19 protein-coding genes are annotated in these 18,080 nt (G+C 31.8%); 12 read left to right on the top strand and 7 right to left on the bottom strand.

The window, feature by feature from the left end:
• The first annotated feature begins 236 nt into the window (after positions 1 to 236).
• From IJI80_RS07720 to IJI80_RS07735, 4 genes are all read left to right on the top strand, one after another.
• Complete coding sequence (locus IJI80_RS07720; protein WP_292789095.1) at positions 237 to 956, top strand: (5-formylfuran-3-yl)methyl phosphate synthase; 720 nt, start codon at positions 237 to 239, stop codon at positions 954 to 956.
• A 130-nt stretch (positions 957 to 1,086) separates the two neighbouring features.
• On the top strand, positions 1,087 to 2,580 hold the full coding sequence (gene guaB / locus IJI80_RS07725) for an IMP dehydrogenase (RefSeq protein WP_292789097.1): 1,494 nt from the start codon (positions 1,087 to 1,089) through the stop codon (positions 2,578 to 2,580).
• Between the two features lie 286 nt (positions 2,581 to 2,866).
• On the top strand, positions 2,867 to 3,634 hold the full coding sequence (locus IJI80_RS07730) for a hypothetical protein (RefSeq protein ID WP_292789099.1): 768 nt from the start codon (positions 2,867 to 2,869) through the stop codon (positions 3,632 to 3,634).
• Positions 3,635 to 3,722: 88 nt separating this feature from the next.
• Positions 3,723 to 4,451, top strand: coding sequence for a molybdenum cofactor guanylyltransferase (locus tag IJI80_RS07735; protein ID WP_292789101.1), 729 nt, complete (start codon positions 3,723 to 3,725; stop codon positions 4,449 to 4,451).
• A 37-nt stretch (positions 4,452 to 4,488) separates the two neighbouring features.
• Here the strand turns inward: IJI80_RS07735 and IJI80_RS07740 are convergent, their stop codons facing one another.
• Genes IJI80_RS07740 through IJI80_RS07750 form a run of 3 tightly spaced genes read right to left on the bottom strand, consistent with a single transcriptional unit; the run spans position 4,489 to position 6,906 of the window.
• Entirely contained in the window at positions 4,489 to 5,052 is a 564-nt protein-coding gene (locus tag IJI80_RS07740; RefSeq protein WP_292789103.1) for a methyltransferase domain-containing protein, read from the bottom strand.
• Positions 5,053 to 5,080: 28 nt separating this feature from the next.
• Positions 5,081 to 5,638: a UbiX family flavin prenyltransferase gene (locus IJI80_RS07745; protein WP_292789105.1), complete on the bottom strand. Its 558-nt coding sequence runs from the start codon at positions 5,636 to 5,638 to the stop codon at positions 5,081 to 5,083.
• Positions 5,639 to 5,685: 47 nt separating this feature from the next.
• Positions 5,686 to 6,906 (bottom strand): HD domain-containing protein, encoded by a 1,221-nt coding sequence (locus IJI80_RS07750; protein ID WP_292789230.1) that lies wholly within the window; start codon positions 6,904 to 6,906, stop codon positions 5,686 to 5,688.
• Positions 6,907 to 7,398: 492 nt separating this feature from the next.
• Between IJI80_RS07750 and IJI80_RS07755 the strand changes: the two genes are divergently transcribed.
• Entirely contained in the window at positions 7,399 to 7,605 is a 207-nt protein-coding gene (locus tag IJI80_RS07755) for a TOBE domain-containing protein (protein ID WP_292789107.1), read from the top strand.
• A gap of 156 nt (positions 7,606 to 7,761) precedes the next feature.
• Here IJI80_RS07755 and IJI80_RS07760 read toward each other — a convergent pair whose 3' ends face one another.
• Positions 7,762 to 8,199 carry a molybdenum cofactor biosynthesis protein MoaE gene (locus tag IJI80_RS07760; RefSeq protein ID WP_292789109.1) on the bottom strand — a complete coding sequence of 146 codons (438 nt, stop codon included), beginning with the start codon at positions 8,197 to 8,199 and terminating at the stop codon, positions 7,762 to 7,764.
• Positions 8,200 to 8,351: 152 nt separating this feature from the next.
• Complete coding sequence (locus tag IJI80_RS07765; protein WP_292789112.1) at positions 8,352 to 8,888, bottom strand: nicotinamide-nucleotide adenylyltransferase; 537 nt, start codon at positions 8,886 to 8,888, stop codon at positions 8,352 to 8,354.
• A 270-nt stretch (positions 8,889 to 9,158) separates the two neighbouring features.
• Here IJI80_RS07765 and cofH point away from each other — a divergent pair, with 270 nt between their 5' ends.
• The 7 genes from cofH (at position 9,159) to IJI80_RS07800 (ending at position 15,998) form a co-directional block, all read left to right on the top strand.
• Positions 9,159 to 10,280, top strand: coding sequence for a 5-amino-6-(D-ribitylamino)uracil--L-tyrosine 4-hydroxyphenyl transferase CofH (gene cofH, locus IJI80_RS07770; RefSeq protein ID WP_292789113.1), 1,122 nt, complete (start codon positions 9,159 to 9,161; stop codon positions 10,278 to 10,280).
• A gap of 795 nt (positions 10,281 to 11,075) precedes the next feature.
• Positions 11,076 to 12,785 carry an ATP-binding cassette domain-containing protein gene (locus tag IJI80_RS07775; RefSeq protein ID WP_292789114.1) on the top strand — a complete coding sequence of 570 codons (1,710 nt, stop codon included), beginning with the start codon at positions 11,076 to 11,078 and terminating at the stop codon, positions 12,783 to 12,785.
• Between the two features lie 85 nt (positions 12,786 to 12,870).
• Positions 12,871 to 13,281: a universal stress protein gene (locus IJI80_RS07780; RefSeq protein WP_292789115.1), complete on the top strand. Its 411-nt coding sequence runs from the start codon at positions 12,871 to 12,873 to the stop codon at positions 13,279 to 13,281.
• A 103-nt stretch (positions 13,282 to 13,384) separates the two neighbouring features.
• On the top strand, positions 13,385 to 13,543 hold the full coding sequence (locus tag IJI80_RS07785; RefSeq protein WP_292789116.1) for a rubredoxin: 159 nt from the start codon (positions 13,385 to 13,387) through the stop codon (positions 13,541 to 13,543).
• A gap of 52 nt (positions 13,544 to 13,595) precedes the next feature.
• Positions 13,596 to 13,751, top strand: a complete 156-nt coding sequence (locus IJI80_RS07790; RefSeq protein WP_292789120.1) for a rubredoxin — start codon at positions 13,596 to 13,598, stop codon at positions 13,749 to 13,751.
• 84 nt (positions 13,752 to 13,835) lie between these two features.
• Positions 13,836 to 14,333, top strand: a complete 498-nt coding sequence (locus IJI80_RS07795) for a ferritin (RefSeq protein ID WP_292789123.1) — start codon at positions 13,836 to 13,838, stop codon at positions 14,331 to 14,333.
• A gap of 711 nt (positions 14,334 to 15,044) precedes the next feature.
• Entirely contained in the window at positions 15,045 to 15,998 is a 954-nt protein-coding gene (locus IJI80_RS07800) for a malate dehydrogenase (protein WP_292789125.1), read from the top strand.
• A gap of 240 nt (positions 15,999 to 16,238) precedes the next feature.
• Here IJI80_RS07800 and IJI80_RS07805 read toward each other — a convergent pair whose 3' ends face one another.
• Positions 16,239 to 16,673: an acetolactate synthase gene (locus tag IJI80_RS07805; protein WP_292789127.1), complete on the bottom strand. Its 435-nt coding sequence runs from the start codon at positions 16,671 to 16,673 to the stop codon at positions 16,239 to 16,241.
• Positions 16,674 to 16,688: 15 nt separating this feature from the next.
• A complete protein-coding gene (locus IJI80_RS07810; protein ID WP_292789130.1) occupies positions 16,689 to 17,990 on the bottom strand; it encodes a phenylacetate--CoA ligase in 1,302 nt (433 codons plus the stop codon).
• Between the last annotated feature and the right edge of the window lie 90 nt (positions 17,991 to 18,080).

Raw genomic sequence — 18,080 nt, forward strand, 5'->3', positions numbered from 1 at the left:
AAAATTAAAAGTATTTATATTATTATTTATAAAAGTATAAATAATCTAAAATATTTTATATAATATTATTTTTTATAAAATTAATAATATTTATAATAAAAATTTCAAAAACATTTAGAAATAAAAAAATTTAGATAAGTTTAAATAATTAAAAAATTAATTAAATATAACAATTAAATATTAATTAAATTAAGATAATACAAATAATGAAAATTATATAGTTTGGAGGAATATATTTGCTTTTATTAATTAGTCCTATAAATCATGATGAAGCTATTGAATCCATTGAAGGTGGAGCAGACATAGTTGATGTAAAAAATCCTAAAGAAGGTTCCCTTGGAGCTAATTTCCCTTGGGTAATTAAGGATATCAGAGAACTCACTCCTCGCGACATGCTTGTAAGTGCAACTTTAGGAGATGTTCCATATAAACCTGGTACCGTATCTTTAGCTGCTATGGGTGCATTAGTTTCCGGTGCAGATTACATTAAAGTAGGATTATACGGTCCAAGTAACTATGAAGAAGCTTTAGAAGTAATGGAAAATGTAGTTAAAACTGTAAAGGATACAGATCCTAATGCTATTGTTGTTGCTTCCGGTTATGCTGATGCACATAGAGTAGGAGCTGTAAGTCCATGGGATATTCCTAAAGTGGCAAAAGATGCTGGAGCAGATTTAGCTATGTTAGACACTGCTGTTAAAGATGGACATACTTTATTTGATTACTTAGATATTGATGATTGTAAAAAATTCACTGAAGAAGCTCACAGTTACGGTTTAAAAGTTGCTTTAGCAGGCTCAGTTAAAAAAGATCAATTAAAACCATTATATGACATCGGCTGTGATGTCGTAGGTGTTAGAGGAGCTGCTTGTGTAGGTGGAGACAGAAACACCGGTCACATAGACAGAACTGCTGTAGCTGAATTAAAAGAATTGGTCAAATCATTTGAAGAATAATTTCAAATATTTATTCAATAGATGCTTAATAATTATCTTAATTTTCTTAAATTAGGATAATTTTTTTTAAATCATTTTCATTAATTTAATTATAATTTTTATTTTTTTACAATTTTTAGGAGGAAAAAAATTGCAATTTTCAGATAAGATATATAATGCAAAACCTGGTTACACTTATGATGATTTTTTATTAGTTCCTAATGCTTCCTGGATTGAAGCAAAAGATGTGGAAACTAAAGTAAACTTAACTAAAGACATCCAATTAAATATACCTATTATGAGTGCTGCAATGGATACAGTTACTGAAGCTAATTTAGCTATTGCACTTGCTCAGGAAGGAGGAATCGGTGTAATTCACCGTAACATCACTCAAGAGGCACAAGTGGAAGAGGTTAAGAAAGTAAAAAGCGCTGAAGATATTACTGTACGTGATGTAGTGACAATCAGTCCTGAATCTTCCATTGAAACAGTCCAAGATATTATGGAAAATGAATCTGTTAGCGGTCTTCCAGTTATAGAAAATGAGAAGATTGTAGGAATTATCTCAAAAAGAGATGTCAGACCGTTTTTGAAATCTGATGCTAAAAAATTAGTTAAAGACATTATGACTTCTGAAGTTGTTACAATTAAAGAGGACATAAGTTCTGAAGAGGCATTGGATATTGCTTATGAAAACAAGGTCGAAAGGTTGCCTGTTGTTAGTGAAGATGGTGATTTGGTAGGTATTCTTACCATTAAGGATATCTTAAATCAAGATCAACATCCTAATGCTGCACTTGATAAGAAAGGCAAATATTTAGTGGCAGCAGCTTGTGGTCCTTTTGATTTGGACAGAGCTATGGCATTGGATGAAGCTGGTGCAGACATCATTTCAATTGATTGTGCTCATGCTCATAACATGAATGTAGTTAAATTTGCAGAAACCATTAAGGACAATATTGATGCAGACTTATGTATGGGTAACATTGCAACCCGTGAAGCTGCAGAAGACTTGATTGCTCATGGTGCAGATGGTCTTAAAGTAGGTATTGGTCCTGGTTCCATTTGTACTACCCGTATTGTAGCAGGTATTGGAGTGCCTCAAGTAACAGCAATTTCAGAAGTTGCTGATGTTGCAAGCGAAGCTGGAATTCCTGTCATTGCGGATGGGGGACTTAGATACTCCGGTGACATTGCAAAAGCTATTGGAGCAGGTGCAGATGTTGTAATGCTTGGTAACTTGCTTGCAGGAACCTTGGAAGCTCCTGGTGACATTGTTACCATGAATGGTAGAAAATACAAGACCTACCGTGGAATGGGTTCCATTGGAGCTATGACTGGCGGATCCGGTGGTGGAGCTGACAGATACTTCCAAGAATTGGATAAAGGCACCCATATGAAACATTCAAAATTGGTAGCTGAAGGAGTGGAAGGTGTAGTTCCATATAAGGGAACTGTAGCTGAAGTTGTCTTCCAATTGGTTGGAGGATTAAAGTCTTCCATGGGTTACTGTGGTGCTCGTGACATTCCAACCATGAAGGAAGTTGCTCGTTTCGTTAGAATCACTGCAAGTGGTATTAAGGAATCACATCCTCATGAATTGATGATTACTAACGAAAGTCCAAACTATCCAAACTTTGAATAATTTTTTAGTTTTAAAAATTATTCATTTTTTTCTTTTTTTACTTATTTTACTTATTTTACTTATTTTACTTATTTGCCTATCTTTTCTATTTTTTCATTCAATTAATTAATTCTTCTTATTTTAATGTTTTATGAATTATTTACTTAACGAATTTAATTTATATTTCTTAAAACGAATACTTTATTAAATTAAAGGAATAAACTACTATTATAAATTAATTAACAATTATACTGTTAAGAAGTTTTATAGTGATTATTAATTTGTATAGTTTTTTGGAGTTAATGAAATGAGAGAAAACAACGAAAGAAGTTGGAAAATCAGATTTGCAATAATCATGTTTGTCTTGGCTGTTGTCATCTTTTTAGCTAGATATCTCATCTTTGGAGATGGTGAAGAGATTATTGCTTATCTTTGGAAACATATAGGTTTCATTCCAATTGACATATTGATTGTCGCATTCTTGCTTGAAGGAATAATGGGCAAAAAGGAACACGAAGCTATTTTAGAGAAAATAGACATGCTTATGGGTACTTTCTTCTCAGAAATTGGAAATGATCTTTTAGCTGAGCTCAGCAAAGTCAATAAAAACAAGATAAACACTGAAAACCTAAAGGATATCAGGAACTGGGAAGAAAAGGATTTCGATAATAAGATGAAGGAATTGAAAGAAAATGGCCTTGACTTCAAAGCCGACATTCCGCCAGAGGAAAGGGAAGAGTTCTTGACAAATATCCATTCTCTTCTTATGGAAAAAAGAGAATTTTTAGTAAACCTCATCAATAACCCTAACCTATTGGAAAAAGATGAATTCTCATCACTCTTGCTTGCTTTATTGCATTTGGATGAGGAACTTTCCCGTAGAGGTGAATTCTCAGACATAAAAGATGCTGATTTCAATCACTTAAACGGTGACATGAAGAGAGTTTACTCTAAATTGGTATATGAATGGGTTTACTATTTAAAATACCTTAAAAAATATTATCCTTACATGATTTCACTCGCTATTCGTACCAATCCATTTGACAGCGAAGCTGATGTTCATGTAAATGAATAGATTTATTTAATTATGGTTAATTGATATTTTCAATTAATCAACACTTTTCTTTTTTTAATTTTTTACTTTTATTTTAAAGATGATTATTATGAATGGTCAAAAATTGTATTCTTGCATAGTTTTATCAGGAGGAAAGAGTAGAAGAATGGGTCAAGATAAGGGATCTATGATTATTCAAGAGAAACCTATGATTTTACACATACTTGATAGATTAAACTATAAAATAAATGACGCTGTAATCGTTTTAAATGATGCAGAAAGAATAGCTGATTATCAATCACTTCTTAACCAGTATTGTGAAGGAAATATTGAAGACAATTTTGATTATTCATTATTCTTTGTTGAAGATGAAATCAAGGAAAAGGGTCCAATATCAGGAATCATGACTGGGCTCAAGAATATAAAAACAAATTATGCACTTGTTTTGCCTTCTGATTCACCTTTTATAAGTGAATGTTTTATAGATTCCATGTTTAATCTCTTGGAAGAAAAATTGGAATCTCATATTGATGCAATCATTCCATTTCACATAAAATCAAATAAGGAGAAGTTCAAGGATACTGAGGAATTTAACTTTGATGATGCAAGTGAAATGACAATGGATATGAAAATAGCAAACTCTGAGCCATTGCATTCAATTTACAAAAAAGAGAATTTGAATAATATTGATGAGCTTTTAAAAGAAGATAATTTATATGTCAAATCATTCATTAAAGGCTTGAAAAATCCTTGTTTTATAGAAGTGGACAATAAAGTTCTTTTTGAAAAGGACTTTAGAAACTTCAACAGAAAAGAAGATCTTGAAGATTTAGAATAATTCAATTAAATTTCTTTTTAAAAGCTATTTTTTACAATCATCTTTTTTTAGCAAAAATGATAGTCATTGGATCTTGACTTTCCATTTTTATTCCTTTATACAATAATTGTCCTTTTGAAATGTTTACTTGAGTGATTTGTGGGTTGTAATTCAGTTCATCCAATTTATTAATTATATTCACTTCAATGTCAAGGAAATTGGTTAAAAATAGCATTCTGCCTTTAGCATTGATTTTTTCATGGATTGTATCTATAAATTCATTGCAATTGCCATTTTTAGCATGCAGGATAGCAATATCAAAATTTTCTATTTTTTCAATTGCAGATAATCCATCTTCATTAATTATTTCAACATTATCGATATTTCCATGCTTTTTAATATTCTCTTGGCTTATTGTGGTGGCTTGGGGACTTTCATCAATTGCATATACCTTTTGAGCAAGATTGGAAAATTCTGAAGATATCTCTCCAACACCACAATTGATGTCTAAAACAATATCTGAATCCTTCACATCAGATTTATAGATTAGGATGGAACGGATTTCTTCTTTTAAAAATCCTGAAATGTCACATGTTGTTAAAAAATCGAAGTCATTAATCATATTTCCACTCAAGAGATTATGGGGGTCATTATGGCTTTTCCCATCTTTTAAACATTTCATTATCTATTTTCAAGACATCCAATACTTTTCCAACTATAAAATCAGTAATGTCATTTATGCTTTCAGGATTATGATAGAATGCAGGCATTGCAGGTAATATTATGCCTCCCTCTTTAGATATTCTAAGCATATTTTCAAGATGAGCGCTTCTTAATGGAGTTTCCCTTGGCACTAAGACAAGGTCTCTTCTTTCCTTTAATGCAACATCTGCTACACGGGTAATGGAATTGGATGCATAGCCGTTAGCTATTGCAGAGACTGTTTTCATGGAGCAAGGAATTATTACCAGTGAATCGAATTTGAATGAACCGCTGTTTATTGATGAATCTATTTCATTAGCTTCAAAGAAATGGGCTGCCAATGATTTTATCTCATCTAAGTCATAGTCTTCAAGTTCATATTTAATCACTATCTTAGCAGGATCGCTAATCAATAATCCGGTTTCAATATTCAGTTCTTTCAATGCCTTAAGCAGTTCCACTCCATAGATTACTCCGCTTGCACCTGTAATAGCTATTACTATCATGTTTTCCTCTCTTAAAAATAATAAATTTATAATTTTATAATTTTGATTTAAAACAATGTTGACTGTTCAAAATGGATTGTATCAAATTTATTCACTCTTTCTGGCAAATCAATGTAATTGTCTAGTTTTAACCTATTTAATTTTTCCATATCTTCCTTAGGGACATAAAGTGAAATATCCGCTGAATTGAACCTTGCACTGCTTAATGCACCTACTATACTTGAAATTTCATTTAGGTGATAAAGGTTTTCTCCAAAGGAAACCCAGGTTTTCATTTCATCAAAGCTTGGATATTCTGATACATTTAGAATAACATAATTTCTATCCAAACCGAAGTCTTCACTGATTTCCTCTTCGGCCTTTGCCAGTTTTTCCTTTTCGATTTTAAATATTTGCTCTGGCTTTTCAAATCCGTTTACAGGTTCTGATTTAGCTACCTTCAATAGCTGCCTGTTGTCAATTCGCTCCATAATGTCTCTTGAAAATCCTTCAGAGCTTCTGCACATGCTTATCATGTCTGAATCATCGTACTTATACATCTCATTAGGATTGACAATATCTTGGCTTATCATATGCCTTAGACATCTTCTAAACATTGCATTGATGATTCTTGTAGTGTGATGCTGATAAACACTTGGATACATTAGATAACGAGCTGTTAAAGCAGCTTCTGCAGCTTGAACCCCTTTGATGTCCAATATCAATTCTCTCTTTAGCTTTAAATTGCTTATGATACGCTCGGTATCGATTACTCCATAAGCCACACCTGTATAATGTGAATCCCTAATGAGGTAATCCATACGATCCATATCCAATTCACCAGAGATTATTGGGCCTAACCTACCTTTACCGTTTATTATGTCAACGATTTCCTGTGTGTCAAATTTCTCAGAAAGCTTGTCTGCCAAGCTTGTTTTTTTAACAACAAATCCAGTCAATTCCTCGTGTGGAACTTCAAAAACAGCTTCTGAAACATGTGAAAATGGTCCATGGCCTGCATCGTGCAATAATCCTGCCATTCTAACCAATTCCTTATCATGTTCATCCAATTCCAATTGTTCAGCAAGCTTTGATGCAAGATGCATTGTTCCAATGCAATGCTCAAAACGGGAGTGGTTAGCTCCAGGATAAATCAATGAAATGAATCCTAATTGCTTCACCCTTCTTAATCTTTGAACTTGCGGATAATCCAATATTTCCACTTCAAATTCACTTAGTGGCAAGTTTCCATGTATGCTGTCTCTGATGAATTTCTGTCGTGACATAATAACACATCTTAGTTATTTTGAATTTTTAAAAATTATTTATTTTTAATTCTCTATTTTATATTTTCATTCATTTTTGATTATTAAATCTTAAAATATTCAATAATTATCTAATGGTATTTATAAAAGACTTATTTAATAAAGTTTTCTAATATTTAGATAGTTTTAAGCTTTTTATTCCTATTTTTTTGAGAGTTTAATTATAATTTTTTAATTTTAATCAATATTTTTCTTTATTTGAAATTTTTAATCTCATTTTAATATTGTTTTCATTGAAATAATTCTTAAATTAAATAATATTTTAATTGAACTTTTTTTTATTCGAATAAAAAAATCATAAAATTTGTCTTTTTTTAAAGATTATATTATTATCGATATATATAAAATAATTATCGTAAAAAACTATTTTAACTGTAATATTTAAATAATATAAAGCATAATTATAATATATACAATTATCGAATTGTATACTTATTAATTTCAAGAGGTATTATTATGGAAATTAGTGCAAGAAATGGATTAAAAGGAAAAGTTGAAAATGTAAAATTAGGAGAAGTTATGGCAAGCATTAAGATTGCTGTAGACGAACCCGGCATAATTACTGCAATAATTACTAGAGAATCTGCTGAAAAATTGGAATTAAAAGAAGGAGATGAAGTAAAAGCAGTTATTAAATCTACTGAAATAATGGTTGCTAAATAGATTTGTTATAAAATAAGTTTAATTAGCAAAATTTAATTTTGCATTCTAGGGATTTAAAATCAATCTATCTTTTTTTATTTTTATTTTTTTATTATTTTAAAATTGGTTTTTGGTTTTCCTATGGTGTTTTTTAAAATGGTGGTATTAATGACAGAATCATCCTCCTGCCATTATAACTTTAGTTCCTTGATTGGAAAGCTCTTCTTTCTTAAAGTCAATTTCATGTTTCACTCTTTCTATAACTTCTGTAAGAGCTTCTAAGGTTTCTCCTCTGTGTGGTCCGAGAACTACAACCAAGAACAATTGATCTCCAGTGTAGAACTCTCCAATGTAATGTATAACACTTATTTCAAATACTCCATGCTTTACTTTAGCGGTTTCTACAATGGATTCTATTTCTGCTAATGCCTTTTCCTTATCTGGAAGAGTTAATGTAAGTTTATCTACTGTCTTGTTTTCTTCTGTACCCCTTACAATTCCTTCAAAACTGTAAATAGCTCCAGCTTCGTCAACTCTTTGTGATTTCTTAATATCTTCAATTAAATCTCCAATAGTGAAATATTCGTCGTCTTTTTCTATAATTTTTATTACCATTTTATCATCCTAATAAATAATGAATTATATAAATTTAAGTTTGATACTTAAAGTTATTTTGTCTTATTCCATTAATATATTTAATTTTTTTATTAATAAATATAACGATTGTTATATTATTATTTTAAAAAAATAGAATAAGAAAAAAATGATTATTTTTCACTTAATTCCTTTTTGCTCAATTCCTTGATTCTGCATACTCCATCTATCTCTTCAATAACATCAGCAGTAGCTTTAGGAACAAGAGACCTCCAATCACCATCATTCAGGATTCTATCTCTAACTTCGGTACCTGATAAGACTTCCCTATCAAATAGCTCTGGCTGATAGACTTCGTATCCTTCTTCCTTGAACAATCGTTTCACAAGTGCATTTCCACTATAGACTTTACAGAAAGGAGGAGTCAGCATCTTGACTTGAGCAACCCATAATGCATTTCTATTGATATCTTCAATAGGAATGATGTAATACCTTTTAGGATCGATACCGGCATCATCCAATGCTTGAGTCATCATCATAATCCTTTCACCTGCTGTAAATGGGTCCTTTAGCTCATGGCTTAACTGAGCGCTTCCAATACCAATTACAACTTCATCAACAAAATTCAATGTTTTTTCTATAATTTGGATATGGCCATTATGAACAGGTTGCATTCTTCCAATTAATAAGCCACGTGTTACTTTCTTCATTGTATCTCTTTATATCCCTTATAATATTAATATTTGATTATTTGATTTTATTTATTTATGAAATCCTATTGATTTGATAATCTATAATACTAATCATTTTTATCTAAAAATGTCTGATTTTTTACTTAATTTCTTTAATAAATATTTTCTTTTCTTTATTAATAATTTAATCAGTTTTTAGTTAAAATCTAATCATTTAACCTATCGAAATTAATTATTTTTTTCAATCCATAGAAAACTTTATATGTTATATAGAACTGATTTAAAATTATGTACGATAGAATTAATGTGGCATCCAAAACTAAGAAGATTTTAGATAGCGCTTTTGATGAGCCTATCTCAGTTGAAGATGGGAATTACTTAATGAACCTAAAGGGTTCAGAAATTTATCCGCTTTTAGCTGCTGCAGATGCAGTCCGTGAAGAGATTGTTGGTGATAAGGTCACCTTCATCAATAACTGCAATATCAATTTCACAAACATCTGTCATGTACGCTGTGGATTCTGTGCTTTCGGTAAGGACCCGGATGATCCTGAAGCTTACCTATTGGATGATGAAGGCATTTTGAATAAGGCTGAAGGAGGTTATCGTGATGGTGCTCGTGAATTCACCTTGATGGGTGGAGTGCTTGAAGATGCAACAATCGAGTATTATGAGCATCTTTTGAAATTGCTTAAGTCACATTACCCTAAAGTTGAAATCCATGGATTTTCACCAACAATGATTAGAGATGCTGCATTAAATAGTGAAATACCTGTAGATGAGGCGTTCAAGATATTGAAAAAGGCAGGTTTGGACACATTGCCTGGAACCGCTGCTGAAATATTGACGGATAGGTCAAGAGAAATCATCTGTCCAAAGAAAGTTACAACTCAAGAATGGATTGATGTCATTAAGATAGCTCAGAAAGCAGGAATCACAGGTTCTGCAACAATGATGTACGGTCATGTAGAGACTATGGAAGAAAGGGTTGAACACTTGGATATTCTTAGACAGATTCAACTTGATACAGGCGGATTCAATGAATTCATTCCAATGACATTCATGCATGAGCATTCACCAATATTCCTTGAAGGACAAAGGGATTTGGGAGCTACTGGTACTCAAGATTTAAAGCTTTATGCAGTTGCTAGATTGATGTTTAGAGACATCATTCCTAATATTCAAGTCTCTTGGGTAAAGATGGGCTTTAGATTTGCTCAAGTTTCTCTTTTGGCAGGTGCTAATGACTTAGGTGGAACTTTAGGCGGGGATGAATTGTCTGAAGCTTCTGGAGCTCCAGATGGAGTGAATGCAAGTATCAGAGACCTAACTAAATTAGTCAATGACTTGGGAAGAGATCCAATAGAAAGAAACTCCACTTATACAGAATTCTATCCAATTGAATTCTAATTTACTTTTTTAGTATTTTTTAACTTATTTTACTATTTTAACAAGGATGAAAGTATATCTAAGGCAAATCAAACCTGTTAACTTTTTGTAAAATTCGACTATCGTGAAACTACAGTTTATTCAATGAAAATTAAGATCATTTGAATTATGAAAAGGATAACAAGCAAAACTTGTCTCAAAGTCACGACCATAATTTCACCTCCTTTAATTTGGGAAATTGAGGATTTGTTTTAGATATCGAAACCTTGATATTAGTTTAAATTAATTATTTATAAATTTAACCAATTTTATGCCTTTTATTTACATTTTAATTACTATATTGATATTATTTTGTAAAAAACAATCTTTTTTGAATATTTATATTAAATTGAATTATGTAAAAATAGTATTTTTTTTAAAAATTAGTTTGAGAAATAGTTAGAGTATGTTAAAATTTTTAAATTATAAAAAAATAGCAAGTAATAGTTAACGTTAAAAGAATCCAAAAAGGAGGATTCTTCAACGTTTCAATTTCCCAATAAAGGAGTTTACATAAAGGTGTAAACCCTTAATCTTATTTTAAGATTTATATTATTTAAATCTTATCAATTATGAATGAATTAAGTTTATTTTACAGTCAATATTGCTTTGATTTCGTTATTTTCAATTTTTTCAGGAATTTTGAAAAGGTTTTAAATATAGGTAATTTAATATTATATAATGTATAAATATTTTTAATATATTTAAAATTAAAAAAATTATTAAATTAATTATTCCAATTAATAATAATCATTTAAAAATTTAAATCGTGGTATAATGATAAGTATTAAAAACCTTTCTAAATCATACAAATTAGATAATGGGGAAGAAGTGAAAGCCCTAAATAACATTAATCTTGAAGTTAAAGAAGGAGAAATCGTAGGTATTTTAGGAACAAGCGGTTCCGGTAAAACAACCCTTTTAAGAATATTAAGAGGAGTTGAAAAATTTGATGAAGGTGAAGTTAGAGTAGAAAGATACACCCTAAAGCCGGATTCAACTCAATTTTATTTCAATCAAGTAAAAAAGGAAACTGCAATTCACTTGCAAAGATCTTTTGGTATTTGGCCAGAAACCGTACTTGACAATGTTGTTAGAAAGCTATACGGTGCAAAATACGGTGATGAGGCAGGAACCGACTTTGAATTGGCTCATGACCAATTCGATAAGGAAGCTTATGAACTATTGGAGCTTGTAGGCCTTAAGGAAAAGTCTGGTCACTTGGCTTCCGTATTAAGTGGTGGTGAGAAACAAAGACTTATCATGGCAAGGCAGCTTGCTAAAAAGCCTAAAGTAATGCTTCTTGACGAACCTGCTACAATGGCATGTCCTAAAACAAAACAGGAAATTTTGGATGCTGTTAAAAAGATCAATGAAGAGTTAAACATCACTATTGTTTTAGTATCACACTTGCCTGAGATTCATAAGTTCTTAGCTGAAAGGGTAATCCTTTTGGAAGACGGTGAAATTGCTAAAGAGGGTGATGTTGATGAGATCATTGATGAGTTCCTATCAGACATTGAAGACCCTGTTGACATTAAACTTGAATCTACAGATGAAACCCTTATTAAAGCATGTGATTTGGATAAAAGGTTCTATTTGCTTAAAGGTAAAGATGTTTTGCACATGAAGGATATCAGCTTTGAAGTAAAAAGAGGGGATGTCCTATCTTTAGTAGGTCCAAGTGGAGCAGGTAAGACAATTCTTCTTCGTATGTTAGGTGGTATGGATGTGCCTGACAGCGGTGATGTATTTTTCAAGCTTGACAAGGATGGAGAAACCAAATGGGTAGACATCAGAAAAGCAAGCCTTGACAGGATGGAAGTTAGAAGAAACATCGGTTTCATGCATCAGGAATTCGCTTTGGTATACTGGGCTACCGTTCAAAGCCAATTGGCTAAGAAATTAGGATACAAAAGATTTGATATGGTTCAGGAAGCAAAAGAAAGGGCTAAGGAAGAAGGATTGCCTGACATCTTGCTTGATGCATTATATCAATTGACAGACCTTCCAGAAAGGGAAGCAAAAGCTCGTCTTGAGCAAGTTGGACTTGAACCAAGCATTTTAGATGAATTGTTCCCTAAATTCCCTGAAACTGAAATTGCAGAGCAAGTTTCAGACCTCTTTGAAGCACTTGACTTGCCTTTAGACATTTTAGGAAGAAGATCATTTGAATTATCTGGTGGTCAAAAGGTAAGGGCTATGCTTGCACTTGTGCTTGTATCCAAACCTGATATTTTATTACTTGATGAACCGTTTGGAGACTTGGACCCAAAAACCTTGAGAACAGTCACCAATTCACTTAAGAGAATCTGCAAGGAGTTTGGAACTACCATTGTAATGGTTTCACACAATACAGACTTCATTAGGGAATTAAGTAACAGGGCTATCTTCATTGATCAAGGGCTTCTTAAAGATGACACTAAAGATGTTGACAGGTTAGTTGATGACTTCATTGGATTCTGTAAGGCTGATTACTTGATGTAATCAGTTAATTTTTTATTTTTTAGTATTTTTTAATTTTTTAAATTATTTTTTCAATAATGATTTTTATTCTTTTTAAGATGATAATATGTTTAAGAATATTTTAGTTGCTAGCGATGGTTCCAAATGTGGAGACAAGGCAGTTGATTTAGCTATTGATTTGGCAAGCAAATACGGTGCAAAGATTTCCGCTTTATATGTTATGGATTTTGCTCTTGACTTTTCATATGATGACTTGGATGATGCTGGCGGAGCGGTCCTTGATGAGATTACAGCTAAGGGAAAGGAAAAGGATGTTGTTGTAGTTGAGCATATCATCACTGCAGATCCGATTCAGGATATGGCAACAATGATTAGAAAGATAAATCCGGACATTGCTGTCTTTGGAGCTTTTGGAAAGTCTATGGACAAGGAAGAGAATATTGATTATTCTAAAATTGGAAGTGTTGCAGAAAATGCTTTAAAAGTCTCTAAAGTCCCTGTAATTTTAGTTAAATAATTATTACTTTTTTCTGTTTTTTAAAATAAGTTGTAATAAAATAAAACAATTTATATATTATTAGAATTAAAGATATTATTAATTATTATTGGAGGTTAAAATTATGGCTGAATACAAATGTACTGTTTGCGGATACATATACGACACTGAAAAAGGTGAATCAAGAAGAAACGTCGAAGCAGGAACTGCATGGGAAGACGTACCTGATGATTTCAGATGCCCTTTATGCGGTGCAGTAAAAACTATGTTTAAAGCATTATAATTGATTTAAACTTTTTAGTATACGACTTCTAATTTTATTGAAGGTGAATAAAATGGTATTTGTATGTGATATTTGCGGATACGAATATAATCCTGATGCTGGCGACCCAGATAATGGCGTAGAACCAGGCACTGCTTTTGAAGACTTACCAGATGACTGGACTTGCCCATTATGCGGTGCAGAAAAAGGAGATTTCGTAGAAGAATAAATAAATTTTAATCATGATTATTAAATTATCATTTCAATGTTTAATTTAATAAAAATTTTATTTTTTTAATTTTAAGGTGTTATAATGGTAAATGAAAAAATGGAAGCAGCATTAAATGCTCAATTAAACGCAGAAGTATATTCTGGATACTTATACTTATCTATGGCAGCTTACTTTGAAGACATCGACTTAGCAGGATTTGCTAACTGGATGAGAGTACAAGCTGCAGAAGAATTAGAACATGGTATGAAATTCTATGATTACATCATTAGAAGAGGGGCAAGCGTAACCCTTACTGCAATTGAAGCTCCACAAACCGAATGGGAATCTCCACTTGCAGCATTCGAACATGTTTTATCCCACGAAAAAATGGTTACCGGCTTAATCAATGATTTAGTTGACTTAGCTATTGAAGAAAAAGACCATGCAACCAACAACTTCTTGCAATGGTTCGTAGAAGAACAAGTTGAAGAAGAAGAAAACGCTATGGAAAACTTAGCTAAACTCAAATTAGCTGGCGACGACAACTCTTTATTATACAAACTCAATGAAGAGTTCGCAGGTCGTGGAACTGCAGAATAGATTTGATCTATTCTTTTCTTTTTTTATTTTTTAATTTTTTCTAATTATCTATTTTTAAAACTATTTTTCTCTAAATTTAAACAATTATTTAATCTCTTATTTTTATGAAATAACATCAATTTGATTGAATAATTATAATGTAACAATTAAAATGAAAGTAAACTCCTAAAAAAACTATAATACTTATTAATAATGAAAATTAAGTATCAATTGAAGGTTTTTTATGCCTGCAGAAAATATACCCAAAACCGGAGGCATAAAATGAAAACTGAAATTGGAGAAATTCTTAAACATTCTTTTGAAGTCTTTAAAGAACATTTTAAAGACATTCTTGGATATTCATTAGAAATCTTGAAAATTTTCATTTTGCTAATGAAATAAATTTGTAACTTGCTGTTGAATTTTAAAAAAAATTTTGTTTAATATTTTCATTGGGTAGTTTTTTTCCCTTCATAAATAAGTAAAGATTATATATTCTAAAAATATAATATTACTTAGAGTTTATTTCAAACTCCGGTTTATGGGAAAAATTTAAAGTTAAGAATTCTATTTGAATTCTTATACTTTAAGTTTTAAAACTATCTTTTTTTATATTATTTTAAAATTAATTTTGTTTTATTTTTAGTAAACTATTTCTATTAGAAATAAAATAATATAACTATATTAAGTGATTTATTATTTTAATCAAAATTGACCTTAAGGAGGCAAATTATGGTAAAGGTAAGTGTAATGGGTTCAACCGGTGTAATAGGTAAAAACGTTACTTTCAAATTGGCTAGAGCAGATACAATAAGTGAAGTTGTATTGTTTGCAAGACCTGAAAGCATTGACAAGGCAAAGGGCCAAAGCTATGACATGTATGATGCATTGGCTGCTGAGGATATTGATTGTTTACTCACCCCATCATGCAATTATGAAGATCTTGCAGATTCTCACATTGTATTGATTTCTGCAGGTGCTCCAAGGCATGAGGGCATGAGCAGAAGGGATTTGGCTTTTGTAAATGCTAAAATAGTTTCCAATTATGCTAAGCAGATATCCATTCATGCGCCAGATGCCATTATTTTGGTTGCTACAAATCCTGTGGATGTAATGACCACTATCGCTTTGGACGCTTCTGGTTTCGATAGGGATAAGGTCATTGGTGTAGGAAACCACTTGGATTCCTTAAGACTCAAAAATTACTTTGCAAGACGTTTGAACATCAACAGCAGTGAAATCCATACAAGGGTTATCGGTGAGCATGGAGACAATATGGTTCCTCTTTTAAGTTCAACCACCATTGGTGGTATTCCATTGAAATACTTTATTCGAGAGGTGGAATTGGACATCAAGGAAATCATTCAGACCCTTAGAAATGCGGGAAACACTATCATTTCCAAGAAGGGAGCTACTGAGTATGGTCCTGCCTATGCTATTTCAAACCTGATCATTACACTCATTACAAATTCCCATAAGATATTGACTGTAAGCTTGTATTTGGATGGTGAAATTGCTGGTGTCAAGGGAGTTTCCTTAGGTGTTCCTTCTGTTTTATCCAAGAAAGGAAATGCTATGATTGTTCCTATTCATATGAATGATTATGAGACTAAAAAGTTCCAATCAGCTGCAGAACAGATTGGAAAGCTTACAGAAGAAGTCAGAGAAAGTCTAAAAGAAGAATAATTTTTTAACTTCTATATTTTTTTATAATTTCTTTTTATCTATTCTTTTAAAAAGAGTATTTTATTTATCTTAACTATTTTTATCTATTTTTTTTAAAAAGAGTATTTTATTTATCTTAACTATTTTTATCTATTTTTTTTACTTTTAGACTATTTTTAATCAATTAATATTTTAAAAAAGATTTTTCGTATGGATTGGTTAATTTGATTTTAAAAAAAGAAAAATAAGTTTATAATTTAATCATAAATTATAAACTTCTTCAGCTGGTACAAGAGGAACCTTATAAGCAGTTAAAATGTTTATAAGATTGTCCAAATCTTCTGCTTGCAATAATAGAATAGCTTTTTCAGTCTTTTCATGAGTGAATGCATAAAGATATTCAAGATCAATCTCTTCATCATTCAATATCTTTAAGACAGAAGACAATCCACCAGGGGTATCATCGAGTTCAGCTCCAACGATTGGAGTGTTTTTAACAATGTACCAGTGTTCTTCAAGTATTTTTTTAGCTTTTATAGGGTCTTGAACAACCAATCTTAAAATACCGAATTCAGTTGTGTCTGCTAATGATAAAGCTCTTATGTTTATGTCATTTGCAGCAAGCAAATCTAATGTGTTATAAAGATTCCCTCTTTTGTTTTCCAAAAATATGGATAATTGTGTTATTTTATACATTTTAAAACTCCCTAATTAATGTAAATTACGTTTATCAATCACTCTTTGTATTTTACCTTTTGTGCTTCTTGGAATGCTCTTAGGTGCTACTAAACTAACATTTACTGCAATTCCAATCTCATTTTGAATGTATTCACCAATTTTACGTTTTACACCCATCATCTCTTTGATGTCGTCTGAGAAAAGAGCTTCTGAAGCTTCTACTTTAATTTCAATTTCATCCATTATATCCGGTCTTGTAACGATGATTTGATAGTGAGGCTCGATGTCACTGACCTTAAGAAGTGCCTTTTCGATTTGTGATGGGAATACAGCCACTCCTTTAACCTTAATCATGTCATCAGACCTTCCAGTGATCCTTTCCATTCTTGCAAGTGTCCTACCGCATTCACAGGTGTCATAGTGAAGTGCAGTGAGATCCTTTGTTCTGAATCTGATTATAGGCATGCTTTCCCTTTCAAGGTTAGTCAATACCAATTCACCGTGAGTTCCTTCAGGCAAGGTGTTTCCTGTGTTTGGGTCAATGATTTCAGGATAGAAGAAATCTTCTGCAATGTGCAAACCGTTCTGTGCACAACATTCCATACCGATTCCAGGACCCATCAATTCGGTAAGTCCATAGATGTTGTAAGCTTTGGTCTTGAATGTTTCCTCGATTCGGTCTCTCATTTCAGCTGTCCACATTTCAGCTCCAAAACCAATTGCCTTAAGACCGAGCTTTTCAAAGTCTATTCCTTCCTCTTTAGCAACTTCTCCAAGGTAGATACCATAGGATGGTGTGAAAATAAGGCAGGTAGTTCCGAAGTCTGCCATGATTTCAACTTGTCTTCTGGTCTGTCCAGTTGAAATAGGGATGATTGTAGCTCCTAATCTATGAGCACCATAGTGAACACCGAATCCACCTGTAAACAATCCGTAACCATGAGTGTTCTGTATGATATCGTCTTCATCAAGACCCATCATAGTAAGCCCTCGTGCAACGATTTCTCCCCAATTATCAATGTCTCCTTGGGTGTATCCGCTTACGACAGGCTTTCCAGTAGTTCCGGATGAGGAGTGTACCTCTATGATTTCCTTTTTATCAACTGCAAACATTCCAAATGGATAACATGCTCTTAAATCATCTTTAGTAAGGAATGGCAACTTTTCAATATCCTTTAAGGTTTCTATGTCTTCAGGGAAAACATTTGCATTGGTATACTTTTCTGTGTAAAATGGGATCTTGTCAAATGCCCTTTTTACAGTAGCTTGCAACTTCTTCAACTGAAGTTCAAAAATGTCTTCTCTTGACATGCATTCAATTTCTTCATTCCACATATTCTAACCTTTTTGTTTTTGTGTAATTTTTGAATTTTTGTAATTATTATGATTATAATTAAATTTCTTATTTTTTATATATGCTAATTT

Origin of the sequence: Methanobrevibacter sp., from assembly GCF_017432245.1 — an archaeon.
In the GTDB taxonomy this organism is placed as follows: domain Archaea; phylum Methanobacteriota; class Methanobacteria; order Methanobacteriales; family Methanobacteriaceae; genus Methanobrevibacter.